The sequence below is a fragment of the Sphingomonas sp. LT1P40 genome (assembly GCF_036663835.1).
Lineage (GTDB): Bacteria > Pseudomonadota > Alphaproteobacteria > Sphingomonadales > Sphingomonadaceae > Sphingomonas.
On the sequence record NZ_JAXOJT010000001.1, the window covers coordinates 211,465 to 236,367 of the forward strand.

The window sequence follows — 24,903 nt, forward strand, 5'->3', positions numbered from 1 at the left end:
TGCCGGATCGGCTATCGTTGGGGAACCGCAACGAGGAGGCCGACATGGCGCACAAATTCGTGATCGAGCAGAACAAGGCCGGCGAGTATGTCGCCAAGTTCAAATATAATGCCGAGACGATCTTCTGGACCGAAGGCTATACCAGCAAGGCATCGGCGAAGAATGCGATCGAGTCGATACTGAAGAATGGCCCCGGCGCCGCGGTCGAAGAGGGCTGAGGCCACTGCCCTTGTAATGTTGGAATTCATTTGCTGTGTCAGAGCGTGCCGGAAAGCCCGGCGCGCTCTTTGACAGTGTCAACCGTTTCTAGGCCCATGCAAATTGGGCGCAGGTTTGATTTTGTATGATTACATTAGGTTGTCGATTGACAAGCGGTTGACACACACCGTCAAAACCATGCGTTTATGTCAAGAATGACAAGGGTGAGCAGGCCGAATTTCAGTGCCGCAGCGCCGCGTCGCTGGCCAGTTTATCCGCCCGTTCATTATCCGGGTGTCCGGCATGGCCCTTGACCCATAGCCATTCGATTCGGTGCGGTTTGGCGGCGTCGAGCAGTTCCAGCCACAGATCGGCGTTCTTCACCGGCTTCTTGTCCGCCGTCTTCCAGCCGTTGCGCTGCCACCCTTTGATCCATTTGGTCAGGCCATCCATCACGTAACGGCTGTCGGTGGAGAGTTTGACGCGGCATGGCTTGTTGAGCGCTTTCAGCCCCTGGATCGCGGCCATCAATTCCATGCGATTGTTGGTGGTGTGCGGCTCGCCGCCGGACAGTTCTTTCTCGGTCGTCCCCATCCGTAGCAGCGCGCCCCAGCCGCCGCGACCGGGATTGCCCTTGCACGCACCGTCGGTGGCGATTTCGACCAATGGCATTTCGGTCATGCGCTGTGCTTCACCAGATCGGGGGCATAATGTTTTAGGCGGCGGACATAGGCGAGCGGATCCTTGCGGATGACCAGCGCGTCGGCCGGGGTGTTGAGCCAGTCCCAAGCGCGCGACAGCGCGAAGCGGATGCACGCGCCGCTGGCGAGCAGCGGAAAGGCGGCTCGTTCCGCCTCGCTGAGCGGGAAGCGGCTGGCATAGCCGTCGATCAGCGCATCGCCAATGGCCGGGTCGTAATTGCGGCCGGTCGCGTCGAAACTCCACGCGCTGTGCATCACCGCGAGGTCGTAGACGCGGATATCGGTGCAAGCGAAGTAGAAGTCGATCAGGCCGGTCACATCATTGCCGAGCATCAGGACATTGTCTGGAAAGAGATCGGCATGGATCGCGCAACGGTCGAAATCGTCACCGGGCCAACTCGCGGTCACCGATTGAATTGCAAGACCAAGATCGTCGTGCAGGCCCGGCGCGATATCATCGAGGCTGCGGCCACATTTCTCGAACAGTGGCTGCCAGGTATCGACGCCCATCGAATTGGGGCGGTCCTGCGTGAAATCGGCGACGGCGGCATGCATGTCTGCCAGCGCCGCGCCCGCCGCCATGGCCTGCGCCGGGGTGGGGTGGGACAGCGAAACGCCGGACAGGAATTTGATCAGGCAGGCGGGGCGGCCCTCCAGCTCCTGAATGGCGACGCCGCCGCGGTCCTTGATCGCCGGGGGCACCGACAGGCCCTTGTCCGCAAGATGATCGAGCAGCCCCATGAAATAGGGAAGTTCGGTTGCGTCCACCCGCTTTTCGTAGAGCGTCAGGATGAACCGGTCGCTTGTCGTATCGACCAGATAATTCGAGTTCTCGACCCCCTCGGCGATACCCTTTGCCGAAATGAGCTCGCCGACATCGTAGCGCGCGAGAAAAGCGCCGAGCGCTTCGGCGGAGACGTGCGTGTAAACGGCCATGGTTCAGGCGGCTTCGAGGCCGCGAGGAAGCTTGAAGATCAAATTTTCCTGCGCTGTCTCGACCTGTCGTTCGCTGACTTCATAACGGGTAGCGATGCGCTCGATAACTTCGCGGACCAGGATTTCGGGAGCGGAGGCACCAGCAGTGATGCCAAGCGTGCCGACCCCCGCCAGCCACTCGAAATCGAGGTCGTCGGCGCGCTGGATGAGCTTTGCGTCGGTGCCTTCGCGCTCGGCCACCTCGACCAGCCGCAGCGAGTTGGACGAATTGGGCGCACCGATCACCAGCACAAGGTCGCAGGACGGGGCAATGGCGCGTACCGATGCCTGACGGTTCGACGTCGCGTAGCAAATGTCGTCGGCCTTGGGCGCGATGATCTCGGGAAACCGGCGCTGAAGGATGGCGAGGATCGACGCGGTGTCATCGACCGACAAGGTCGTCTGGGTGAGGAAGGCGACGTTGGTGGGGTTGTCGACCTGGATCGCCTCGGCATCCGCCTCGGTTTCGATCAGGGTCATGTCGCCGGTCGGCACCTGCCCGAATGTGCCGATCACCTCGGGGTGGCCGGCATGGCCGATGAACAAGATGTGGCGACCGGCGGCGACATGGCGTTCGGCCTGACGATGCACCTTCGACACCAGGGGGCAGGTCGCATCGAGATAGGAGAGGCCGCGATTCTGGGCGGCGGCGGGGACCGACTTGGGAACGCCGTGGGCGCTGAACACGACTGGGAAGCCGTCCGGCACCTCATCGAGTTCCTTGACGAAGATCGCCCCCTTCGCCTTCAGGGTGTCCACGACATATTTGTTGTGGACGATCTCATGGCGGACATAGACCGGCGCACCGTTCAGCTCGATTGCGCGCTCGACGATCTGGATCGCGCGATCGACCCCCGCGCAAAAGCCGCGCGGGGCGGCAATGAGGAGTTCGAGGACCGGCTTTTCGGGCGTGGAATCGGGCTGGGACATCGAGCGAGGCTTTACGCGATTGCGCGGCCGCGCGAAAGGCGCTGTCTCGCCGTGGTTGCGGCAGGCTGGCATGAACCCTATGGTGCGCGCCAGCCGGGCCGTTGCCCGTCCGCAAGGACGGCGGCCCGTTGTCATATTCGCTGAAAGGTGCCCTGTGCGTATCCGCAAAATTGGTCTGGTTGCTACGACGATGCTGGCGCTCGCGGGATGCTCGCGTGAGGGTGATATTACCGAAGGCGGCATCACCCAGGTGCGCTCGGCCTGTCCGCGTGTTGGCGTACCCGCGCATACCGGCGACATCACCCTGTTCAACCCGCCGGCCAGCCGCGATTCCGCCGCGATCGACGTGACTGCGGTGATGACCAACGTCACCTCGACCTGCGACGACAGCGGGGAGATGATCCGCACGGCGATCAACTTCGAGGTACAGGGCAGCCGCCGCTCGACCGAGGGCGCGCGCGACGTGACGATTCCCTATTTCGTGACCGTGCTGCAGGGCGGCAGTTCGGTGGTGTCGAAGCGTGTGGCGCAGGTGACGATCCGGTTCGAGGCGGGTCAGGCGCGTGCCTCGACCACCGGCACGGCATCGGCGTCGGTATCGCGTGCTGCGGCGACCTTGCCCGAGGATATTCGCAAACAGATACTGGCCAAGCGCAAGGCTGGCGACGAGACGGCGGCGATCGATCCGCTGGCACGTCCCGAGATTCGCCAGGCCGTGCTGCGCGCGACGTTCGAGGCACTAGTCGGCTTTCAGCTGACGGACGAGCAGCTGAAATATAACGCCACACGCTAGAGTCTGCGTTGACTCCGTTGCTGCACCGCGTCACACCGATGCGGTCGGCGATGGGCAACCATTCAAGGCACGCGCGGGAGAGTGTGGCGGGTAAAACCGCCTCCGCCGAAGGAGCAACCGCCCCGGAATCTCTCAGGCACAATGGACCGCGCGGAGCCACGACACTCTGGAAAGAGCCACCCTGGCGGTGGCCGCCGAAGGGGTAACCCCGGATCAAGTCCGGGGGAAAGCTCTCAGGTTCCCGTGACAGAGGGGGCGATGGATGAAGGGCCGCGTGTCGCGGCACGATCCGTCGTCGATCCTTTGGAGTGCGGACATGAGCGACGTCATCGAAACCGAAGTCGAAACCCCCGAGCTGGAGCGGTTGCCGCTGGACGCGTGGCATCGTGCGCGCGGCGGGCGGATGGTGCCATTCGCGGGCTATGAGATGCCGGTGCAATATGATGGCATCATGGCCGAGCATCTGTGGGTGCGGGAAAGCGCCGGGCTGTTCGATGTCAGCCATATGGCGCAGCTGTATCTGTCCGGGAACGGGCTGGACGACGCGCTCGAATCGCTGATCCCGGCGGATGTGAAGGGCGTCGCGCTGGGGCAGCAGAAATATTCGTTGCTGCTGGCCGAGAATGGCGGGATTCTGGACGATCTGATGTTCAGCCGCTGGCCGGATGGCATCTACATGGTCGTCAACGGCGCGTGCAAATGGGACGATATCGCGCATCTGCGCGAGCATCTGCCCGACGAGATCACGCTCAATCATCTGGATGACCGCGCGCTGCTGGCGTTGCAGGGGCCGAAGGCGTTCGAGGTGCTGAAGCGGCACACGACCGGTAAATGGCCGCTCGAAGCTTTGGTGTTCATGCGCGGCGGACGGTTCGAGATTGGCGGGGTCGAGGCCTATATCAGCCGATCGGGCTATACCGGCGAGGACGGGTTTGAGATTTCGATTCCCGCCGGGGACGCGGCGAAGGTCGCCGACCTGTTGTGCGGCGAGCCGGAGGTGAAGCCGATCGGTCTTGGCGCGCGCGATTCTTTGCGGCTGGAGGCGGATCTGCCGCTGTACGGGCATGATCTGGATGCGGACACGACGCCGATCATGGCCGCGCTGAACTTTGCCGTGGGCAGCAAGCGGCGGCGCGAAGAAGCCAATTTTCCGGGTGCCGAGCGCATCCTGATGGAGCGCGAGAACGGCCCGATCCAGCGCCGCGTCGGCCTGATCGTCGAGGGTCGCCAGCCGGTGCGCGAGGGTGCGCTGGTGCTGGACGGCGAAGGCAATGAGGTCGGCCGCGTCACCAGCGGCGGCTTTGCGCCGAGCGTGCAAGCGCCGATCGCGATGGCCTACGTCCCCGTCTCGCTGGCCGAAATCGGCACGCGCATCACGCTGAGCCAGCGTGGAAAAGTTCATCATGGCGTGGTCACGGCCATGCCCTTCGTTCCGCACAAATACGTTCGTCAGGGAGCAGCGAAATGAGCCGTTATTTCACCGAAGACCATGAATGGATCGAACTCGACGGCGACATCGCCACCGTCGGCATCACCGAATATGCGCAGAGCCAGCTGGGCGACATCGTGTTCGTCGAGGTGCCGGACGAAGGCAAGATCGTCGAAAAGGGCGATGACGCGGCGGTGGTCGAGAGCGTCAAGGCGGCGAGCGACGTCTATGCGCCGGTCAGCGGTACGGTGATCGAGGGCAACCCGGCACTGGAAGCGACGCCGGAACTGGTCAACGAAGACCCCGAGGGCGATGGCTGGTTCTTCAAGATGACGCTGAGCGATACCAGCGAGCTGGACGCGCTAATGAACGACAGCGCTTACTCGGATTTCGTAAGCAAGCTGTGAGAGCGGTGGTCGTCTCGACTGCCTTGCTGGCAACGGCTTGCGGCGCAGCCGAGCCGCCCGTGCGGACGGTTGCCCAGGTTCTGGCGCAGTGCGACGCGTATCTCGGTAAGCCGGTTCGGGTGGCGGGGTATCTCGTCGATTGTGGCGGCTATGAGTGTCACCTCTTTCCCAACGCGACCGCAGCGAAGGCCATGGGTGAAGCTTGGAAGAGGCGGGAGACTATCATGCGTCAGGTCACGCGTGGTGCGAAGCTTGACCGAGTGGAACTCAACAATGCTGACGAACGCGTCGATGCCCTGTGGCCCATTGGCATCGGCGGTGCGCCGGGTTTCGATCTGAAAGCTGCGCCGTTGCAGCAGAGCTACGTAGTTATCAGCGGTCGGATGGACGACGGCAGCTGCGATGGCCGAGGCGGCACTGATCGCTCACCGGGGATCCACCCTACAGACATTCGCGCCTGGACGACCGCCGAGGGCGCTCCGGCCAACATCAATTGAGAAGGCACAGATGCGCTATCTTCCCCTGACTCCCAACGACCGGCAGGCGATGCTCGCCACGGTCGGTGCTGCCTCGATTGACGATCTGTTCGTCGATGTGCCCGAAGCCGCGCGGCTTTCCGGGCCGATCGCTGGCTTGCCGATGCATGCCAGCGAACTGGCGGTCGAGCGGCATATGTCGAAGCTCGCTGACAAGAACCTGTCGGCGGGGAGCGCGCCGTTCTTCCTCGGCTGTGGGGCGTACAAGCATCATGTGCCGGCCAGCGTCGATCACATCATTCAGCGCGGCGAGTTCCTGACCGCCTATACGCCGTACCAGCCCGAGATCGCGCAGGGCACGTTGCAGGTGATGTTCGAGTTCCAGACTCAGGTTGCGCGGCTGCTGGGCACCGATGTCGCCAATGCGTCGATGTATGACGGTTCGACCGCGTGCTGGGAAGCGATCGGGATGGCGCGGCGGATCACGCGGCGGGCCAAGGCGATTTTGTCGGGCGGGCTGCATCCGCATTATGTTTCGGTTGCGCGCACGATGGCGAAATATACCGGCGATCAGTTGGTGACTTCGCTGCCCGAGCTGACTGCCGAGCCGGATATTGCGGCGCTGATCGGCATGATCGACGACGAGACGTCGTGCGTCGTCGTGCAATATCCCGACATCCTCGGCCGCATCGGCGACTTGAGCGAACTGGCGGCGGCGTGTCAGGCGAAGAAGGCCCTGCTGGTCGCGGTGGTGACCGAGCCTGTCGCCTTGGGTGCGATCAAATCGCCGGGCGAGATGGGCGCAGACATTGTCGTCGGCGAAGGCCAGTCGATCGGCGTCGGGCTGCAATTCGGTGGGCCTTATGTCGGCCTGTTCGGGTGTAAGGATAAATATGTCCGCCAGATGCCAGGGCGGCTGACCGGCGAGACACAGGATGCGGAGGGCAAGCGCGGCTTCGTGCTGACGCTGTCGACGCGCGAGCAGCATATTCGGCGTGAAAAGGCGACGTCGAACATCTGTACCTCGTCGGTGCTGTGCGCGCTGGCGATGTCGGTGCACATGACGTTGCTGGGCGAGAAAGGGCTGCGGCAATTGGCGGCACTCAATCATGCCGGCGCGAGTGCGGCGGCGGACCGGCTGGCGGCGGTGCCGGGGGTCGAGCTGGTGACGCCGGTTTTCTTCAACGAGTTTACGCTGAAGCTGCCGGTCGAGGCGCGGCCCGTCGTGCGCTCGCTGGGGGACAAGGGCATTTTGGCGGGCGTGTCGCTGGGGCGACTTTATCCCGATGCTGATTCGCTGGCCAACGGCCTCGTCGTCGCGGTCACCGAAACCACCACGGCGGAGGATGTTGAAACCCTTGCCGCTGCATTGCAGGAGGTGCTGGCATGAGCATCAACCAGAGCGGCTGGCGTCCCGAGATGACGCCTGAGCGCCGTTCGAACGAAGCGACGCACACCGGCAACCGCGCGCTGATGCTGGACGAGGCGCTGATCTTCGAGATCGGGTCGCTCGACACCACCGGCGTCGATTTCGCCGAAGCGCCCAAGGCGACGTCGCGGCTGTCGGGGCTGGAGCGGCACCGCGATATCGGGCTGCCCGGTCTGTCGGAGCCGGAGACGGTGCGGCATTACACGCGGTTGAGCCGTCAGAACTACGCGATCGACCTGGGCCTGTTCCCGTTGGGCAGCTGCACGATGAAGCACAACCCGCGCCTAAACGAGCGCATGGCGCGGCTTCCCGGTTTCGCGGATATCCATCCGTTGCAGCCGGTCGACACCGTGCAGGGCGCGTTCGAGGTGATCCATCAGCTGGCACACTGGCTGGTCACGCTGACCGGGATGCATTCGGTGGCGATGTCGCCCAAGGCGGGCGCGCATGGCGAATTGTGCGGCATCCTGGCGATCAAGGCAGCGCTTGAGGCGCGCGGCGATGACCGGCGCGTGATCTTGGTGCCCGAATCGGCGCATGGTACCAACCCGGCGACGGCGGCGTTCGCGGGCTTCAGCGTCGAGGATATCCCTGCGACGCCGGAGGGGCGCGTCGATCTGGCGGCATTGACCGCGCGGCTGGCGCCGGACGTGGCGGGGGTGATGATCACCAACCCCAACACCTGTGGCCTGTTCGAGCGCGACATGAAGGCGATTTCGGACGCGGTCCATGCGGTCGGCGGTTACGTTTATTGCGACGGCGCGAACTTCAACGCGATTGTAGGCCGCGTGCGGCCGGGCGATCTGGGCATCGACGCGATGCACATTAATCTGCACAAGACCTTCTCCACCCCGCATGGCGGCGGCGGGCCGGGGTCGGGGCCGGTGGTGCTGTCAAAGGCGCTCGCGCCCTATGCACCACTGCCGTTCGTCGAAGAGCAGGATGGCCATTTCGAGCTGATCGAAGAGGAAACAGCGGGCGAGCATCACGCGGCGACCTTTGGCCGGATGGTCGCCTTCCACGGCCAGATGGGCATGTTCACCCGCGCGTTGACGTACATCCTGTCGCACGGCGCGGATGGGCTCCGGCAAGTGGCCGAGGATTCGGTGCTCAACGCCAATTACGTGCTGCGCGCGCTGGAGGATGTGCTCGACGCGCCATTCGCCGCAAGCGGGCCGTGCATGCATGAGGCGATCTTCAGCGACAAGGGGCTGGCCGACGGCTTTTCCACGCTCGACATTGCCAAGGGGCTGATCGATGAGGGCTTCCACCCGATGACGGTGTATTTCCCGCTGGTGGTGCATGGCGCAATGCTGGTCGAGCCGACCGAGACCGAGAGCAAGGCGGCGTTGGACCAGTTTATCGGCGCGTTCCGGTCGGTTGCCGAGCGCGCCAAGGCTGGCGACACCGCGCTCAAATCCGCGCCACATTTCGCGCCAAGGCGGCGGCTGGACGAGACGCAGGCGGCGCGCAAGCCCGTCCTCGTCTGGAAAGAACCTTCACAAGCGGAAGCGGCAGAATAAGTCAGTTTCTTTTGGGGTGGATTTCGGTTTACCCCATCTCCCGGCGGGCGGTGGCTTTACGCCGCCGCCCGTTTTGAGTCTGGGGGGAGGTTTCGATGCGCAAGAGTTTCGCACTGCTGGCCGTGGCACTGACACTGACCGGGGCGCCCGTCGCGGCGCAGGACCCGCGCATTCCACAGGCCGAACAGGATGCCGATCGGATCGAGGCGCAAGCCATGTACGATCGCCAGCGCCAGCGCGATCAGGCTGAGGCGGACCGGGTGGCAAAGACCAATCTCGACCGGCAATCCGACTATGATCTGTATGTCGCGCGGCAAAAGGCGGATTATGAGGCGAAGATGGCGCAATGGCGGGCCGATAATGCGCGGCGAGAGGCCGATTACCAGGCGCGGGTCGCGCGCTGCCTGGCCGGTGATCGCACCGCCTGCGCGCCGCGCTGATTGACGACCTGAGCCGTCTGGCGGGCAAGCGCGGTTTCGCTTAGGCTCCCCGAAAACCGGGGAGATGCGCCGTGATCCGTTGGTCCGTTCTGATCGCCGTGCTCGCGCTGGCCACGGGCGTGGAGGCGCAGGTCGCCGCGCCTGATGACGCGGCGAAGCTGGCCGAGTTCAAGGCATTTGCCACCAAGTACCGCGGCGAGCGGGCAGTGCTCAGCCTGTCATACGCGATCGTCGAGGATGGGCGGGTGGTCGCGGCGGAGGGGATCGGCTGGCAGGATCATGACGCCGAGGAGCGCACGACGCCCGACACCAGCTATCTGGTGGCATCGATCACCAAGACCTTCACCGGTGCGACCTTGCTGGCGATGGACGCGGATGGGGTGATCGATCTGGACGACGATTTCACCAAATTGTCCGACTGGAAGGAGCGGTGCGAGCGACTTTCGACCAGCGGCAACATGTTCGGCGGTGGCGTCAAGCTAGTCGACGGCTACGTGCCACCCAAGATCGATTGTACGGCTAAGATCACACTGCGGCAGGTCTTGCAGATGCGTGCGCTGGGCAAGCCGGGCAGCAATTTCATGTACAACCCGATCGTGTTCGGGCGGCTGGCCAATTGGGTCGAGGAGAAAACCGGCATGCCGTTCGATCACTGGGTGCAGCATTACGTAATTGACAAGGCCGGACTGAAGGACATCGCCGCCGGTTGGCGCGATGCAAAGGGTGGAGCGGCGCTGCTCCACCTTGCGCCACCCTTCACCAATGGCGCGGGCGGATGGGACAATCTGGCACCCTCGCCGCTGCCCAATCCCGAAATGAATGCGTCGAGCGGGATCATCGCGAGTGCACGCAGTCTGGCCGAATATTCGATCGCACTGGATGCCGGGCGGATTTTGCCGCGCGCGCTGCTGAAGACGATGTGGACGCCGCCGACCGACCCGGACGGGAAGCCCGCCAGCTATGCCTATGGCTGGTGGATGCAGAGCTGGCGCGGGCAGCAACTGGTGTGGCATTCCGGTCACTGGCCCGACGCCTATGCCGGACTGTTGCTGAAGGTGCCGGGCAAGGGGCTGACACTGGTGACACTGGGCAACACCAGCGGCCTCAACTGGCCCAACCGGGTGCAGGTGGCGGAAGTCGAGAAGAATCCGCTGGCGCTGAAATTCCTAGAGCTGTTCGCGGCGGAGTGATGGCGGACGCGACACCATGGATCGCGGCGGAGGATTTGGGGGCCGTGCGCAAGCATGCGCCCGCGACGCTGCGCAACCGGGAGGCGATCGGCGAGGTACTGGCGGGGGTGTTGCCGACGTCGGGCGATGTAGTGGAGATTGCGAGCGGGAGCGGAGAGCATATCGCCTATCTGGCGGGACGCTTTCCGGGGCTGAACTGGCAGCCGAGCGATCCGGAACCGGCGGCGCTGGCGTCGATCGCATCGTGGTGTACTGGACTGGCCAATGTCGCGTCGCCGCTGGCGGTCGATGCCGCCGCACCGGAGTGGCCGGTGGCGCGGGCCGATGCCATATTATGCGTGAACATGGTGCATATCAGCCCGTGGGCGGCAACATCGGGGCTGCTCGACGGCGCGGCGCGGCTATTGCCCAGTGGCGGGCCACTGATCCTTTATGGCCCCTATCGCCGCGCGACGCTGCCGACGGCACCGTCCAACGAAGCGTTCGACCTGTTGCTGAAATCGCGCAATCCCGACTGGGGCCTGCGCGACGTGGCCGATGTGACGGCGGCGGCGATGGCGCGCGGGTTGGCGTTCGATCGGCTGGTGGAAATGCCGGCCAATAACATCATGCTGATCTACCGCCGGTAGGAGCAAGGGTTCGATGCACAGCGCGACCACCGGACGGATCGACAATTTCACCGACGCCGCCTTTGCATTCGCCGTCACGCTGATGGTGGTCGGGGCGGGCGGAACCGGATCGGACGGCGCGGCGCTTGAACTGGCAGTCGCTTCGATCCCGAGCTTTGCGATCGGCTTTGCGATCATCGGCATGTTCTGGTGGTCGCATGTGCGATGGCGCGTACTGCGCGGCGATGGCGACTGGCGCTCGCTATTGCTGACCCTGCTGCTGGTCTTTGCGGTGCTGATCTATGTCGTGCCGTTGCGCGCGATGGCGACGTCGTTTGCGGCGCTGTTGATGGGGGATTTTCAGGGGTACCGCGGCAGCCTGGGGCGGCTGTTCACGATCTATGGGATCGGCTTCACCGCGATGTCGATGCTGACCGCGCTGCTGTTCCGCGACGTGCGCCGCAATCCGGCGCTGGCGGTGGGACAGTTGCGGGAGGCGGAGGGGCAGGCATGGATCTGGGCGATTCTCTCGGCCACGGGGGCCGCGTCGACGATGCTCGCGCTCGTGCCCGGATTACCGCCGGTTGCGCCGTTCATCTATGCCACCCTGCCACTCAGCATCGGGCTCTTCGCCTGGCGCTATGACTGGGGAAATGGGGGTGAGGCCGCGCCGCCGTTCGCGCCAGACAATGTAGAGGCCGCTGGCGATGATGATCGGCGCACCGACCCAGGTCCACGGGCCGGGTAGCACGCCGAACAGCAGGAAACCGTAGCACGTCGCCCAGATCAGGCTGGAATAGTCCATCGGCACGACCGTGGAGACGGGCGCGTAGCGCAGTGCGGCGGTGAGCGCGAGTTGCCCCGCGCCGCCAATCACGCCGATCAGCATCAGCAAGCCGAAGGTCTGCCAATCATGCATGCTGGCGAAGAAGGGATAGGCAATCGCCAGCGGTGGGATCGACAGGACGGAAAACCAGAAGACGGTGGTCGATGGCGCTTCGGTCTGGCTCATGTGGCGAATCTGAATCGCCACGATGGCGACGAACAACGCGGCGGTGAGTCCGATCAGCACGCCGGTCAGCGGAATGTGGTTGCCACCGGGCTGGGTCACGATCAGCACACCGGCAAAGCCGATCAGCACGGCGCCCCAGCGATGCCAGCCGGTCGGCTCTTTGAGGATCAGCGCGCCCAGGACCGTGGCGAAGATCGGCACGGTGTAGCCCAGCGTCGTCGCCTCCGCGAGCGGGAGGATCACCACCGCGCCGAGGTTGAACACCATGCCCGTGAGGCCGACCAATGTGCGCGTCAGGTGCAGGCCGAACCGCTCGGTGCGGATCGAGGCGAGACCGGGACCCAGCCCGATCCATGCGACGATGAAGGGAATGGCGAACAACTGCCGGAACAGCAGGATTTCGGCGAGGTTCGCGCCCCCGGCCGCCGCGAGTTTGATGACCGCGCTCATCGTCGAAAGCATCAGGATCGCAAGCAGACGCAGGCCAAGGCCGAGCATGATGCGATCGTTGGGCATGCGGCGGGACTAGGTGGGGGAAGCGCGGGGGGCAAGCGCGTTGCGTAGTGACGGGCCGGGTTTCTCCCGCTAATCGCGCTGGCATGATCAAACGCGCACTCAACGTCACCCGCGAAGCGGACTTCGCCGCCTGGTATCAGGCCGTCATCACCGAAGCCGATCTGGCCGAGGAAAGCGGCGTGCGCGGGTGCATGGTGATCCGGCCGTGGGGTTACGGCATCTGGGAGCGTATCCAGCGGCTGCTCGACGATCGCATCAAGGCGACGGGGCATGAGAATTGCTATTTTCCGCTGTTCATTCCACTCTCGTATTTCGAGAAGGAGGCTGAGCATGTCGACGGCTTCGCCAAGGAAATGGCAGTAGTCACGCACCATCGGCTGAAGCAAGTGGACGGCAAGCTGGTCGTCGATCCCGAGGCGAAGCTGGAGGAGCCGTTGGTCGTTCGCCCGACGTCGGAGACGGTGATCGGCGCAGCGTTCAGCCGGTGGATTCAGTCGTGGCGCGATCTGCCCGTGCTCATCAACCAATGGGCGAATGTGGTGCGGTGGGAAATGCGGACCCGCATGTTCCTGCGGACGTCGGAGTTCCTGTGGCAGGAGGGGCATACTGCACACGCCACGGTGGACGAGGCGCGCGAAGAGACGATGAAGATGCTGGAGGTCTATCGGTCGTTCGCCGAGGATTGTCTGGCGATGCCGGTCGTCGCGGGCGAGAAGCCCGAGAATGAGCGGTTTCCGGGTGCGGTCTCAACCTACAGCATCGAGGCGATGATGCAGGATGGGAAGGCGTTGCAGGCGGGGACGTCGCACTTCCTGGGTACGACTTTTTCATCCGCGCAGGGAATCAAATTCCAGAATGCTGAGGGGCAGCAGGAACTGGCGCAGACGACCAGCTGGGGCGTCTCCACGCGCATGATCGGCGGCGTCATCATGGTGCATGGCGACGATGACGGGGTGCGCGTGCCGCCGCGGGTCGCGCCGTGGCAGATCGTGATCGTGCCGATGCTGCGCGACAATGACGAGGACGCGGCGGTGCTGGATTATTGCAAGGGATTGCAGGCCGATCTGGCGAAGCTATCGGCGCTGGGCGAGCCGGTGCGGGCGTTGCTCGATGCGCGGCCGGCCAAGGCGGCAACCAAGCGCTGGGGCTGGGTCAAGAAGGGCGCACCGATCGTGATCGAGGTCGGTGGACGTGATGTCGCGGGCGGCAATGTGTCGGTGATCCGGCGCGACCGCCTGTACCGCGAGGACGGGAAGATCGACAGTGCGATCATGGCGAAGGGCGATTTCGTCGGGGGTGCGACGGCGACGCTGGAAGATATTCAGGCTGGGTTGCACGCGGACGCGCGGGCGCGGATGGATGCGAATATCGTGCGCGGGGTGGACAGCTTCGAGGCGCTCAAGGCGCATTTCACGGGCTCGGGCAAATATCCCGGCTGGGTCGAAGTCCAATGGTCCAAGCCGACCGGTGCGGCGCTGGACGCGGTGGTCGAGCGGATCAAGGGGTTGAAGCTGACCTTCCGCAACGTGCCGAACGATGCGACGGCGGCGGACGGCGTATGCGTATTCACCGGCGAACCTGCGGTCGAGCGAATTTTAGTCGCTCGTTCCTACTAAAGAAAACGGCCCCCGCTTTTGACGGGGGCCGGTTGGCGGTTATTCGGGCTTTTCGGTGCCGGGTTCGGTCGTTTTCGGCGGCTTGCCGTCCTCGATCCGTCCTTCGTTGCGCAGGTCGCGGCCGTCCTGGGCCTTTTGCTGCGCTTCGGGCGATTTGCCGTGCTCGAACGCTTCTTCCTTCACAAAGCCAGCGGCTTCCTTGATTTTGCCTTCGACGCTCATGCGAATTCTCCTGATTGCCGTTCTGGAGGATTAAGCGCTTGAAATCGCTAAAGGCTCCGCAGCTCGTCGGATCAAATCATCGTTCAGGCGTGGCTACGAGAAATGCGTCGATCGCGGCGGCGTCGGATGAAGGGTGCAGGCCGAGCCTGCTGCGCCGCCACAACACGTCATCGGCGGTGCGTGCCCATTCACGCGCGTGCATCCAGTGCAGTTCGACTTCGGTGAGGCCAGCGCCAAGCTCGCGGCCCATGCCGGTTTCGTCGCTGACCTCCGACAGCATCTCGGTCAGCCGTGTGCCATAGGCATGGGCCATACGCGCCGAGCGTGCGTCGCCGAGAAATGGCCAGCGGTCGCAGATTTGCGCGAGGAAGGCGTCGAAATCGGCAATGCCGCCGCCGGGCAGGATGCGCGCCGGGGTGACGGCATAGGGTTCGATGCCGAGCGATGGTCCCAGCATCTTCAAGGCTTCTTCGGCCAACGCGCGGGCGGTTGTGATCTTGCCGCCGAACACGGACAGGAGCGGCGGGCCGGATGTGTCGAGTTCGAGGTGATAGTCGCGCGTGACGGTCTGTGCCGATGCCTTGCCGTCGTCGTAGAGCGCGCGGATGCCGGACCAGGTGCTGATGATGTCCGCCTGCGCGATTTGTTCCGTGAAGAAGCGGTTCGCGGCGGCGACCAGATATGCGGTTTCGTGCTCGTCGATCCCTGCATCTTCAGGCTTCTCAACGGGCACGTCCGTGGTGCCGATCGCGGTTGCGCCATTATAGGGCACCGCGAACACGACGCGGCGGTCGGGTTGCTGGAGGATATAGGCATGGTCGCCGTCATAAAGCCGGGGGACCACGATATGGCTGCCCTTGACCAGCCGCACCCCGGCGCGGGCGTTGACGCCGAGATGGCCAAGCAGGTCGCGCACCCATGGCCCGGCGGCGTTGACCAGCGCGCGGGCGGTGACGGTGCGGCCATCGGACAGGGTGGCGTGCCACAAGTCGCCTTCGCGGTGCGCGCTGACGAGCGCTGTGCGAGTGGCGATTTCGGCACCGTTGAACGCGGCGTCCTGTGCGTTGGCAAGGGTCAGGCGGGCGTCATCAACTGAGGCATCGTAATAGACGAAGCCCGAATCGCTGGCAGAGAGCGGGGCGGTATAGACGGTGTCCTCGGGCTTCAGGCCACGTGAACGCGGCAGCGAAGTCTTGCCGCCGAGCAGATCGTAGAGCCACAACCCGGCGCGGACCATCCACCATGGCCGCACGCTGTTGGTTTGTGGCAGCACGAACGCCATCGGGCGGATCAAATGCGGCGCGGCGGCGAGCATGCGTTCGCGTTCGTGCAGTGCCTCCCGCACCAGCCGGAACTCATAGGTTTCGAGGTAGCGCAGGCCGCCATGGATCAGCTTGCTGGAGGCGGAGGAGGTATGACTGGCGAGATCGTCCCGCTCGACCAGCAGGACGGACAGCCCCAGCAGCGATGCTTCGCGGGCGATAGCGCAGCCGTTGATGCCGCCGCCCGCGATGAGGAGGTCATAAATCACCAAACCCGAATAGCCGTTGCCGACCTGTCGAGTCGAGCGGCTAGGGTCAGCACCCCTAGGTTCGGGCGGGACGCTGTTTCGCGGCGGGCAACGGCTTCAGGATCGTAGTCACCGCCATCGTGCCGACCTTGCGCCCGATTTCTTCGCCGGCATCGTTGGAGAAACGATAATGGACGCCACCGAGTATTCGCGAGAACGACACTTCGCGCACCCAGTCATCGAGTGTCGGCAGCCATTGCACCGCGCTGTTGGGCACCGAAAGCGAGGCGACACGGACGCCGCCGGGCGGCACATTGCCGGTCTCGCTCTTGAGCACCGTGGCGATGGTTGAGGCATAGGTGCAGTGCCCGCACGGATATTCGGGATGGTTGGGCGTGTTGATCAGCGGGATCCAGTTGGTGTCGGGCGCGGTCGCTGGGTTGCCATCGTCCTCCGCGTTGCGGATCGCGGTGATCGGGCGCCAGAAATTATAGTGGATCTTGGCGGCCGCCATCGCCCGCCCGGCATCTTCCGACGCCATTTCGACGAGTGCGAACATCCGCGCATTCTGGACCAGCGAGCGGCCGGCAGCGTCGGCGACCGCGCGATAGCTGGGCATCATGTTGGGCGTGATGCGGTAACGTGCCATCAGCGTCTGGTGTGCGGTGCGATCCTTGCTGCCGCGGGCGCCAAGCCGCTTCACTTCCTCGAAATCGCGAGTCCAGGTTTCGCTGCCCAAGGCCGGTGGCGGACCCGGGCGGACTGCATCGAGGCTGGGCAGGAACCAGGTGCGAAAGGCGAAGGTATAGGGCTCGAACACCGGTAATTGCGCGCCGATCCACACGCCCGGCGCGGTGCGTGGCCGATAGGGCGACAGCGTGACGGCGGGGTCGATGCCGCCGGCGGTCAACGCCGCCTTTGCCGCGCGCTCACCGATTTCCTTGCCCAGGCGGCGGGCATTCGCGTCGGTGACCGCCTCCATCGCGATGGCATAGCTGTCCTCCAAGCCCATCTTCTGGCCCGGAAAGTGCGCGATCAGGACTTGGTAGGCGGCGGTGGCGGCGGCGGCATTCTGCGACGCGCGCGCATCGCCGAGCGGGAGCTTGAGATAGCTTTCATAGCGCCGGTCGATGGCGTTGGTCGCCTCGAACATCGCCAGCGCCACTTGCGTCACTGCCTGTTCGTGATCGGGCAGGCGCGGTACGCTGGGCGGTGGGGCGGCGGCATCATTGATCCGTTGCGAATACTCCATCCATTCGCAGATCGTGTCGGCGGATGCGGGCATGGCCACGGTGAGCGCGGCGGTCGCGGCGAGAAAGCGGAACGCGTTCATCGATGATCTCCCCCTTGTCGGTGAGAGACTAGGCGAAACGAATTTCGCGGCAATCGTGAATCGTAACGAACGGGGTGGCTTGGCCGCGCTTTCACCTTATCTTGGCGGCAATGACAAAAGCAAAAACAACGTCCGGGCTGCCGTCACGGCAGCAGATCATGGATTTCATCACCTCTTCGGACACGCCCGCTGGAAAGCGGGAGATTGCGCGCGCCTTCGGGTTGCATGCGCAGGACAAGATCGCGCTCAAGGCGCTGCTCAAGGACATGGCGGACGAGGGGCTGATCGACAGCGCACCCGGCCGCGCGTTCCACAAGATGGGCGGGGTACCCAAGGTGACGGTGCTGCGCATCGTCGATGCCGATGGCGACACGGTGTGGGCGGTGCCCGAACGCTGGGAGGCCGAGGGCGTGCCGGTGCCGCGACTGCGCGTGCGCGAGCGCGGCAAGGGCGCGCTGGGGATTGGCGACCGGATTTTGGCGCGGACCGAGGAGGTCGGAAACGGCTGGATTGCGCATCCGATGAAGAAGCTGGCCAAAGGCGAGGAGACGATGCTGGGCGTCGTCCGTGAGGAAGGCGGGCGGCTGTACCTGCACAGCGTCGACAAGCGCGAGCGCAACAATTTCCCGATTTCCGAGCGCAACGGCGCTGAGCCGGGCGATCTGGTGGTGGCCGAGAAATCGGGCAAGCCGCCGCGCATCTTCGCGCATGTGAAGGAAATTCTGGGCGACCCGTTCGCGCCGCGCAGCTTCTCGCTGATCGCGATCCACAAGCATGGCATCCCGAATGTGTTTTCGGAGGAGCTGCTTGTCGAGGCCGAGCGGGTAGCGAAACACGATTTGGGGAAGGGACGCGAAGACCTCCGCCACTTGCCGATCGTGGCGATCGATCCGTCGGACGCGCGCGACCATGACGATGCGATCTGGGCAACGCCGGACGACGATCCCAAGAATGAGGGCGGGTGGAAGGCGATCGTCGCGATTGCGGATGTGAGCTTCTATGTGCGGCCCAATTCGCTGCTGGACAAGGAAGCGCGGAAGCGGGGGAACTCGGTTTACTTCCCGGATCGGGTGGTGCCGATGTTGCCGGAAGTGCTGTCGGCGGATGTGTGTTCGCTGAAGGAAGGCGTCGATCGCGCGGCGCTGGCGTGTCATTTGCAAGTGTCGGCCAAGGGCGAGCTCAAGAGCTGGCGGTTTAGCCGGGCCGTCGTGCGGCTGGCGGCGAACATTGCGTATGAAGATGCGCAAGCGGCGATGGATGCCCACACGTCACCCCAGCGAAAGCTGGGGTCTCCGGCTGCGAGCGATGCGCCTGAGGCGGAAGGTCCCGGCTTTCGCTGGGATGACGGGTTGGTGGAAACGGCGCTAGTCCCTCTCTGGGATTGCTGGAAGGCGCTGTACGCGGCGCGGGCGAAGCGGGAACCGCTGGACCTAGACTTGCCCGAGCGGCGGATCGTGCTTGACGAGAAAGGCCGTATCCTGTCGGTCGCGCCGCGTGAGCGGCTGGACGCGCACAAATTGGTCGAGGATTACATGATCGCGGCGAACGTCGCGGCGGCGAAGGCGCTGGAGGCGAAGAAGGCGCCGGTGATGTATCGCGTGCACGAGCCGCCGAGCCGCGAGAAGTTGGTCGCGCTGAAGGATTATTTGAAAACCTTCGATCTCGAGTTCGCGCTGGGGCAGGTCATCAAGCCGGGGACGTTCAACCACATCCTGAAGAAGCTGGAGGAATCGGACATCCGCGAGGAGGTGATGATCCAGGTGCTGCGGACGCAGACACAGGCTTATTACGGGCCGGGGAATGCCGGGCATTTCGGGCTGTCGCTGGGGTCGTACGCGCATTTCACGTCGCCAATCCGGCGTTATGCCGATCTGGTGGTGCACCGCGCGCTGGTCGAAGCGTATCGTGAGGGGCCGGGCGGGTTGTTGCCCGAGCAGGGCGAGATGGAGCTGGTGGGGACGAGCATCAGCCAGCTGGAGCGTCGTGCGATGGAGGCCGAGCGCGAGACGGTGGATCGCTATGTCGCGGCCTATCTGTCGGCGCATGTCGGTGAGGTGATGGATGCGCGGATTACCGGGGTTCAGTCGTTCGGCTTCTTTGCGACGATCGACGGGATCGGCGGCGACGGGCTGGTCCCCGCACGCGATCTGGGCCGCGAGTATTTCCGCTATGACGAGGCGAGCCAGCGGCTGATCGGCGACGATACCGGCGAGGCCTATGCGCTGGGGCAGCGGTTGAAGCTGAAGCTGGTGGAGGCGAACCCGGTGTCGGGTGCGCTGCGGTTCGAGTTGCCGGATGGCAAAGGCAGCGGGTCGGGTGAGGACCGGCGGCGCGGGGGGCCACCGAAGCGCGATCTCAAGCGGCGCGGACGACCGGCCAATATCAAGCATCAGGGCAAGAAGAAGCGGTAGGCATGGCGGTCGAGGCAGCGGCGATTACGGGGAGCGCGCGGGCACGGCGCAGGGTGGTCAATCATTTCTGTGCCGCGCATGCGATCACGCCGTACGACACGATCCTGTATGTGCCGCCGCCGGAATTGAAGTCCGCATTCGATGGGCTGCTCGCGCGGCAGCTGATCCGCAAGGAGGGGCAGGCCTATTACTGGCTGGATTTGCGGGCTTATGAGGCCGACATCGACGTGCGGCGGCGGAAATTGGTGCCGGTGGTGATTGCGGTGTCGGTTGTGCTGGCTGTGGTGGTGATGCTGTTTTATCGGGGCTGAAATCCTCATCCGTCACCCCGGCCTTATGCCGGAGCCTACGGTGCCAAGTCGGATGCGGTCGAGCCTCTTGTCTGTCTCGTGCCGCGCGGTGGGCCCCGGCACGAGGCCGGGGTGACGGTCAGGGCTTGATCGCGAACTTCACACCCGCATTGGCCTCCAGTCGTACCTTCAACGGCTCGGCCATCAGCGCGCCGGGGGTCCAGACGCCGCCTTCTCCCTTTACGTCGCGGACCAGCGCAATCGCCGCCTCGGCGATCATCTTGCTGGTCGAACCATAGCCGGGGTCGCGGTCGCCGGTGACGGTACAGGTGACGCGTTCCCCCGTCGGCATTTCGGCGATGAAGTCGATTTCGTAGAAACCGGCCTCGCGCTCAGCCTTACCGGGTCCTTCGCCGGGGGCAGGGCCTTTTTCGGCATTCATCGGGTTCATCTTGGCGATGGCGTCGGCGGCAGCCTTGCCGAGGTCGCCGAGGCCGGGCGCGACCATCATTTCGTCATAGCGGAAGTCGGTGCCGTAAGGGTGGCCTGCCAGGAAATTGGTGCGGTGAACATTCTTGGTGTTGATCACCGCCATCATGAACGGCGCGACCCAGCCGCCGACGGCTTCGTCATATTCGGGCATCAGGCCCTTGGGCTGATCCGGGCCGGTGAAGCCGGGGGTGAGGGCAAAGGGGTCGAGCAGCACCTTGAACACGGAAGGGTTCCTGGCCGCTGCGGCCGCGGTCGCCTTGCCGCTGGCAAAGGTGCCGCCAGAGAAGGTGCCCTGCATTTTCCGGACGCGCCCTTTGACGCGGGGGGCGGGGTGGCCGAATTTTTCCGTCGCGGCCTTCTGCGCGAACCACACGCCAAGGTCGAAGGGGATCGAGTCGAAGCCGCACGACAGCACGATACGGGCGCCGCTGGCTTTGGCCGCTGCATCGTGGCGGGCGATGACATCGTGCATCCAGTTGGGCTCGCCGCACAGATCGACATAGGCGGTGCCGGTCTCCACGCACGCGGCAATCAGGTCGTTGCCGTAGAGCTGGTACGGGCCGACGGTGGAGATGACGACTTGCGCCTGAGCGGTCATCGCCCGCAGCGCGGCGGGGTCATCGGCGTTTGCGGTGAGGAGCGGCGTGTTGGCGGGTGCGCCGATCTCGTCGCGGACGGCCTCAAGCTTGGTCAGCGAGCGGCCTGCCATCGCCCAGCTCAGCTCGCTATAGTTGGCGGCGAGATATTCGGCGACGAGGCGGCCGGTGAAGCCGGTGGCCCCGTAAACGACGATATCGAATTCACGGTCCACCTACGCTCTCCCGATGCATTGTTTGCGGAGAGGTTACACGATGGCGGGGCGATGGCGACCCCCTTGAAACCCTTTTGCGGGTCCACGATTTTCATGCGATGCGGAACGGGGCCAGATAAGAATGTCGATCGGATCAATCACGGATTTGTCGCAGCATCGTGTGCAGCGGCATTTCGCCGATCATCGCGCATTGGCGCCGGGTGATGCGATCGAATATGTCCCGTCCGGCCCCGCCGAGCGCAAGGCGTTCGACACGATGATCGAGCGGGGCGTAATCCGTCAGACCAGTCCGGCGACCTACTGGTTCGACCTGGACCGGATGGGACGGACGCGTCGTCAGCCGCGCGACTGGCGTTGGCCCGTCGCGATCGCATTCATCGCCCTGGTCGCCGGGGTCGCGATGTATATCGGTCGTTTCTAGACGCTGACCGCGTCGTTGAACTGCAGGGCGGCGAGACGGGCGTAGAGGCCCCCCTTTGCCACCAGTTCGGCATGCGTGCCGGATTCGACGATCCGGCCCGTGTCCATCACGATGATCCGTTTTGCCGCGCGCACGGTGGCCAGGCGGTGGGCAATTACCAACGTGGTGCGGTTCGCCATCAGCCGGTCGAGCGCGTCCTGAACCAGTCGTTCGCTTTCGGCGTCGAGCGCGCTGGTCGCTTCATCGAGCAGCAGGATCGGGGCGTCGCGGAGCAAGGCGCGAGCGATGGCGAGGCGCTGACGCTGGCCGCCGGACAGGCGCGCCCCGTCTTCGCCCAGGAACGTGTCGAGACCTTGCGGGAGCTCACGCAGGAAGGTGGCGGCGTTGGCGGCCTCCGCGGCTTCCCAGATCTGCTCCTCGGTGGCGTCCCAGCGTCCGTAGCGGAGATTGTCGCGGGCGCTGGCGGCGAAGATCACCGTGTCCTGCGGGACCATCGCCATGCGGGCGCGGACTTCCGCCGGATCGGCGGCGCGGACGGGGACGCCATCGACGCGGACTTCGCCGCTGTCGGGATCGTAGAAGCGCTGGACGAGCTGGAACAAGGTTGATTTGCCCGCGCCGGAGGGTCCGACGACGGCGACGCTCTCGCCCGGCGCGATCGAGAGGGTGAAGTCAGCGAGGGCGGAGACTTCGGGACGGGTGGGATAGCGGAAGGTGACGTTGTCGAAGTCGATCGACCCGCGTGCCGGGGTGGGGAGGGCGACCGGATTGGCGGGCCGAGCGATGTCGGGTTCTTCTGACAGCAACTCGGCCAGACGCGCCGCGGCACCCGATGCACGGAGCAAGTCGCCATAGACTTCGGTCAGCGCGCCGAACGCGCCGGTGACGAGCCCGGCGGTGATGACGAAGGCGGTGATCGAGCCGCCCGAGACGCGCCCTTCCGCCACGCCATAGACGGCGTCCCACATGATGAAGGTGATCGCGGTGAACAGCACGAAGATTACCATCGCGGTCATCACCGCGCGGGTGGCAAAGCGGCGCCGCGCGGTGGCAAACCCGGCATCGACCGCGCCCTGAAAGCGTTCGGCCTCACGGTGTTCCTGACCGAATGCCTGGACGATTCGCATGGCACCCAGCGTTTCGGACGCGATGCTGCCGATATCGGCGACGCGGTCTTGGCTGGAGCGCGACAGGGTACGGACCTTTCCACCCAGCCAGACGATCGGCAGGACAATCAGCGGGATGCCCAGGATGAGATAGGCGGCAATCTTTGGCGCGAGCACGAAGAGATACGCCGTGCCGCCGATCGCGATCAGCAGGTTGCGCAGCGCCACCGATACTGTGGTGCCGACGATCTGTTCGACCACGGCGGTGTCGGCGGTCAGGCGGCTGGCGATCTCCGACGGTCGGTTTTCCTCGAACCATTTGGGCGGCAGGCGCAGCAGGTTGCGATGCACCGCCGCACGCATGTCGGCCACCGTGCGCTCGCCCAGCCACGAGACGAAGTAAAAGCGCATCGCGGTGGCGATCGACAGGACGAGGACGACTAGCAACAGGCCGCGGAAATAGCCGCCAATCTGCGACGGGTCGGCACCCGCGCCAAACCCCTTGTCCACGACTTCCTTGAAGGTGCGCGGGATCCACAAGGTCGCACCCGCCGCGAGGATCAGCGCGAAGATCGCGAGGCTCAGTTGCAGCGGATAGCGGCTGGTATAGCCCCACACGATCCTCAGGCTGGACAGCTTGCGCGGGGTGTCGGGAATCGCGGGCTTGGGATCGGGATCGGCCATGCGCGGCGACTAGCGGGAAGCCCGTAGCAATGGAACCGTAATGAGTGATCGAAAGTTCGGTATGGATGGACGTTGCACCGCAGCATCGCATCGCTATAACCCTGCCACCGTTGTCATGCGGCATAGCGGGGCAGGGAAACTGATTGCCAATGTTGTATAACGCCTATGAACTTCAGCGCTCGATGCTTGCGGGCGCCAGCGCAATGGCCAATTTTGGGGCCGGACTGCTCAATAACCCTGCGAATCCATTCGCTTATTTCGGTGGCGGTCCGATCATCGCGTCCGCGCTGGAAGTGTTCGCGCACGCCTCCGCGCCGCGCGGCAAGCCGGAATTCGGGCTGCATTCGACCACCATCGACGGCAAGCTGGTCGCGGTTCACGAAGAGATCGTGCTGCGCAAGCCGTTCGGGCAGCTCAAGCGATTCGTGCGCGAGGGTGTGGACGGCGGGCCGAAACTGCTGATCGTCGCGCCGATGTCCGGCCATTACGCCACACTGCTGCGCGGGACGGTTGAGCGGATGCTGCCGATGGCGGATATTTACATCACCGACTGGCGCGATGCGAAGCTGGTGCCGCTGTCGGACGGGCGCTTCGACCTCGACGATTATGTCGATTACGTGATCGAGTTTCTGGCAGCGATAGGCGCGGAGGGCGATGCGCGTCCACATGTGCTGGCGGTGTGCCAGCCATCGGTGCCGGTCTATGCCGCCGTCGCGGTGATGAACGCCGACAAGCATCCCAACCGTCCGCGCACATTGACGATGATGGGCGGGCCTATCGACACGCGCGAGGCACCGACGGCGGTCAATACGCTGGCGACCGAGCGGCCGCATAGCTGGTTCGAGCAGAATGTCATTGCGACGATCCCGGCCACTTATGCCGGTGCCGGACGCCGCGTCTATCCGGGCTTCCTGCAACTCGCCGGGTTTATGACGATGAATCTGGGCAGCCACATGAATTCGCATTGGGACATGTTCAAGCATCTGGTGAAGGGCGATGACGAAAGCGCCGATTCGACGATGAAATTCTATGAGGAATATCGCTCGGTTTGCGACATGACCGCCGAATTCTACCTGCAGACGATCGATGTCGTGTTTCAGACGCATGCCCTGCCCGAGGGCAAGATGATGCATCGCGGCAAGCGGGTCGATCCCGCCGCGATCACCGATACCGCAATCTTGGCTGTGGAGGGCGAGAATGACGATATTTCGGGGCTGGGCCAGACCAAGGCGGCGCTGACCATCTCGACCGGCCTGACGCCGGACATGAAGAAATATCACATGGCGCCGGACGTCGGCCATTATGGCATCTTCAACGGCAGCAAATGGCGCACCCGGATTGCGCCGGTGCTGGAAGAATGGATCACGACGCATAGCTGAT

Annotated in this window: 24 protein-coding genes, 1 pseudogene and 1 riboswitch; of the genes and pseudogenes, 16 read left to right on the forward strand and 9 right to left on the reverse strand. The window is 64.5% G+C overall.

What is annotated here, in order from left to right:
- Positions 1 to 44 precede the first annotated feature (44 nt).
- Entirely contained in the window at positions 45 to 218 is a 174-nt protein-coding gene (locus U1702_RS01065; protein WP_332721392.1) for a YegP family protein, read from the forward strand.
- Between the two features lie 220 nt (positions 219 to 438).
- On the opposite strand, the gene rnhA is transcribed toward U1702_RS01065, so the two are convergent.
- From rnhA to ispH, 3 genes are read right to left on the reverse strand one after another with little or no spacing between them, the layout of a single operon-like run.
- A complete protein-coding gene (gene rnhA, locus U1702_RS01070) occupies positions 439 to 879 on the reverse strand; it encodes a ribonuclease HI (RefSeq protein WP_332721393.1) in 441 nt (146 codons plus the stop codon).
- Positions 876 to 1,835, reverse strand: a complete 960-nt coding sequence (thrB, locus tag U1702_RS01075) for a homoserine kinase (RefSeq protein ID WP_332721394.1) — start codon at positions 1,833 to 1,835, stop codon at positions 876 to 878. The genes rnhA and thrB overlap by 4 nt, the downstream gene beginning before the upstream one ends.
- A gap of 3 nt (positions 1,836 to 1,838) precedes the next feature.
- A complete protein-coding gene (gene ispH / locus U1702_RS01080) occupies positions 1,839 to 2,804 on the reverse strand; it encodes a 4-hydroxy-3-methylbut-2-enyl diphosphate reductase (protein ID WP_332721395.1) in 966 nt (321 codons plus the stop codon).
- Between the two features lie 190 nt (positions 2,805 to 2,994).
- Here ispH and U1702_RS01085 point away from each other — a divergent pair, with 190 nt between their 5' ends.
- From U1702_RS01085 to U1702_RS01130, 10 genes and pseudogenes are all read left to right on the forward strand, one after another.
- Complete coding sequence (locus U1702_RS01085) at positions 2,995 to 3,597, forward strand: hypothetical protein (RefSeq protein WP_332724529.1); 603 nt, start codon at positions 2,995 to 2,997, stop codon at positions 3,595 to 3,597.
- 64 nt (positions 3,598 to 3,661) lie between these two features.
- Positions 3,662 to 3,756, forward strand: a riboswitch (glycine riboswitch).
- A 157-nt stretch (positions 3,757 to 3,913) separates the two neighbouring features.
- A complete protein-coding gene (gene gcvT / locus U1702_RS01090) occupies positions 3,914 to 5,065 on the forward strand; it encodes a glycine cleavage system aminomethyltransferase GcvT (RefSeq protein WP_332721396.1) in 1,152 nt (383 codons plus the stop codon).
- Positions 5,062 to 5,433, forward strand: a complete 372-nt coding sequence (gene gcvH / locus U1702_RS01095) for a glycine cleavage system protein GcvH (protein ID WP_332721397.1) — start codon at positions 5,062 to 5,064, stop codon at positions 5,431 to 5,433. The genes gcvT and gcvH overlap by 4 nt, the downstream gene beginning before the upstream one ends.
- A 59-nt stretch (positions 5,434 to 5,492) precedes the next feature.
- Positions 5,493 to 5,930 carry a hypothetical protein gene (locus tag U1702_RS01100; RefSeq protein WP_332721398.1) on the forward strand — a complete coding sequence of 146 codons (438 nt, stop codon included), beginning with the start codon at positions 5,493 to 5,495 and terminating at the stop codon, positions 5,928 to 5,930.
- A 10-nt stretch (positions 5,931 to 5,940) separates the two neighbouring features.
- Positions 5,941 to 7,299 carry an aminomethyl-transferring glycine dehydrogenase subunit GcvPA gene (gcvPA, locus tag U1702_RS01105; protein WP_332721399.1) on the forward strand — a complete coding sequence of 453 codons (1,359 nt, stop codon included), beginning with the start codon at positions 5,941 to 5,943 and terminating at the stop codon, positions 7,297 to 7,299.
- A complete protein-coding gene (gene gcvPB, locus U1702_RS01110) occupies positions 7,296 to 8,861 on the forward strand; it encodes an aminomethyl-transferring glycine dehydrogenase subunit GcvPB (RefSeq protein ID WP_332721400.1) in 1,566 nt (521 codons plus the stop codon). Before gcvPA ends, gcvPB begins: the two co-directional genes overlap by 4 nt.
- Positions 8,862 to 8,956: 95 nt before the next feature.
- Positions 8,957 to 9,301, forward strand: coding sequence for a hypothetical protein (locus U1702_RS01115; RefSeq protein WP_332721401.1), 345 nt, complete (start codon positions 8,957 to 8,959; stop codon positions 9,299 to 9,301).
- Positions 9,302 to 9,372: 71 nt separating this feature from the next.
- Entirely contained in the window at positions 9,373 to 10,491 is a 1,119-nt protein-coding gene (locus U1702_RS01120; RefSeq protein ID WP_332721402.1) for a serine hydrolase domain-containing protein, read from the forward strand.
- Positions 10,491 to 11,120 carry a DUF938 domain-containing protein gene (locus U1702_RS01125; RefSeq protein WP_332721403.1) on the forward strand — a complete coding sequence of 210 codons (630 nt, stop codon included), beginning with the start codon at positions 10,491 to 10,493 and terminating at the stop codon, positions 11,118 to 11,120. Before U1702_RS01120 ends, U1702_RS01125 begins: the two co-directional genes overlap by 1 nt.
- A gap of 13 nt (positions 11,121 to 11,133) precedes the next feature.
- Positions 11,134 to 11,385 (forward strand): annotated as a pseudogene (locus tag U1702_RS01130) (TMEM175 family protein); the annotation flags it as partial.
- 288 nt (positions 11,386 to 11,673) lie between these two features.
- Here the strand turns inward: U1702_RS01130 and U1702_RS01135 are convergent.
- Positions 11,674 to 12,627: a DMT family transporter gene (locus U1702_RS01135; protein WP_332721404.1), complete on the reverse strand. Its 954-nt coding sequence runs from the start codon at positions 12,625 to 12,627 to the stop codon at positions 11,674 to 11,676.
- Positions 12,628 to 12,710: 83 nt separating this feature from the next.
- Between U1702_RS01135 and U1702_RS01140 the strand changes: the two genes are divergently transcribed.
- On the forward strand, positions 12,711 to 14,243 hold the full coding sequence (locus U1702_RS01140; RefSeq protein ID WP_332721405.1) for an aminoacyl--tRNA ligase-related protein: 1,533 nt from the start codon (positions 12,711 to 12,713) through the stop codon (positions 14,241 to 14,243).
- Between the two features lie 39 nt (positions 14,244 to 14,282).
- Here U1702_RS01140 and U1702_RS01145 read toward each other — a convergent pair whose 3' ends face one another.
- From U1702_RS01145 to U1702_RS01155, 3 genes are all read right to left on the reverse strand, one after another.
- Positions 14,283 to 14,465: a hypothetical protein gene (locus tag U1702_RS01145; protein ID WP_332721406.1), complete on the reverse strand. Its 183-nt coding sequence runs from the start codon at positions 14,463 to 14,465 to the stop codon at positions 14,283 to 14,285.
- Between the two features lie 76 nt (positions 14,466 to 14,541).
- Positions 14,542 to 15,996, reverse strand: coding sequence for a glycerol-3-phosphate dehydrogenase (gene glpD, locus U1702_RS01150; protein ID WP_332721407.1), 1,455 nt, complete (start codon positions 15,994 to 15,996; stop codon positions 14,542 to 14,544).
- A 55-nt stretch (positions 15,997 to 16,051) separates the two neighbouring features.
- Positions 16,052 to 17,308 (reverse strand): vanadium-dependent haloperoxidase, encoded by a 1,257-nt coding sequence (locus U1702_RS01155; protein WP_332721408.1) that lies wholly within the window; start codon positions 17,306 to 17,308, stop codon positions 16,052 to 16,054.
- Positions 17,309 to 17,418: 110 nt separating this feature from the next.
- Between U1702_RS01155 and rnr the strand changes: the two genes are divergently transcribed.
- The gene (rnr, locus tag U1702_RS01160; protein ID WP_332721409.1) at positions 17,419 to 19,719 is read left to right on the forward strand and encodes a ribonuclease R; all 2,301 of its coding nucleotides are present in this window, start codon (positions 17,419 to 17,421) and stop codon (positions 19,717 to 19,719) included.
- Between the two features lie 2 nt (positions 19,720 to 19,721).
- On the forward strand, positions 19,722 to 20,030 hold the full coding sequence (locus U1702_RS01165) for a hypothetical protein (protein ID WP_332721410.1): 309 nt from the start codon (positions 19,722 to 19,724) through the stop codon (positions 20,028 to 20,030).
- Positions 20,031 to 20,148: 118 nt separating this feature from the next.
- Here U1702_RS01165 and U1702_RS01170 read toward each other — a convergent pair whose 3' ends face one another.
- Positions 20,149 to 21,312 (reverse strand): saccharopine dehydrogenase family protein, encoded by a 1,164-nt coding sequence (locus tag U1702_RS01170; RefSeq protein WP_332721411.1) that lies wholly within the window; start codon positions 21,310 to 21,312, stop codon positions 20,149 to 20,151.
- Between the two features lie 121 nt (positions 21,313 to 21,433).
- Here U1702_RS01170 and U1702_RS01175 point away from each other — a divergent pair, with 121 nt between their 5' ends.
- Positions 21,434 to 21,733 carry a hypothetical protein gene (locus U1702_RS01175; RefSeq protein ID WP_332721412.1) on the forward strand — a complete coding sequence of 100 codons (300 nt, stop codon included), beginning with the start codon at positions 21,434 to 21,436 and terminating at the stop codon, positions 21,731 to 21,733.
- On the opposite strand, the gene U1702_RS01180 is transcribed toward U1702_RS01175, so the two are convergent.
- Complete coding sequence (locus U1702_RS01180; protein ID WP_332721413.1) at positions 21,730 to 23,523, reverse strand: ABC transporter transmembrane domain-containing protein; 1,794 nt, start codon at positions 23,521 to 23,523, stop codon at positions 21,730 to 21,732. The two genes, U1702_RS01175 and U1702_RS01180, sit on opposite strands and share 4 nt — an antisense overlap.
- A 149-nt stretch (positions 23,524 to 23,672) precedes the next feature.
- On the opposite strand from U1702_RS01180, the gene U1702_RS01185 reads away from it, so the two are divergent.
- Complete coding sequence (locus U1702_RS01185; protein WP_332721414.1) at positions 23,673 to 24,902, forward strand: polyhydroxyalkanoate depolymerase; 1,230 nt, start codon at positions 23,673 to 23,675, stop codon at positions 24,900 to 24,902.
- The last annotated feature ends 1 nt before the right edge of the window (position 24,903 follow it).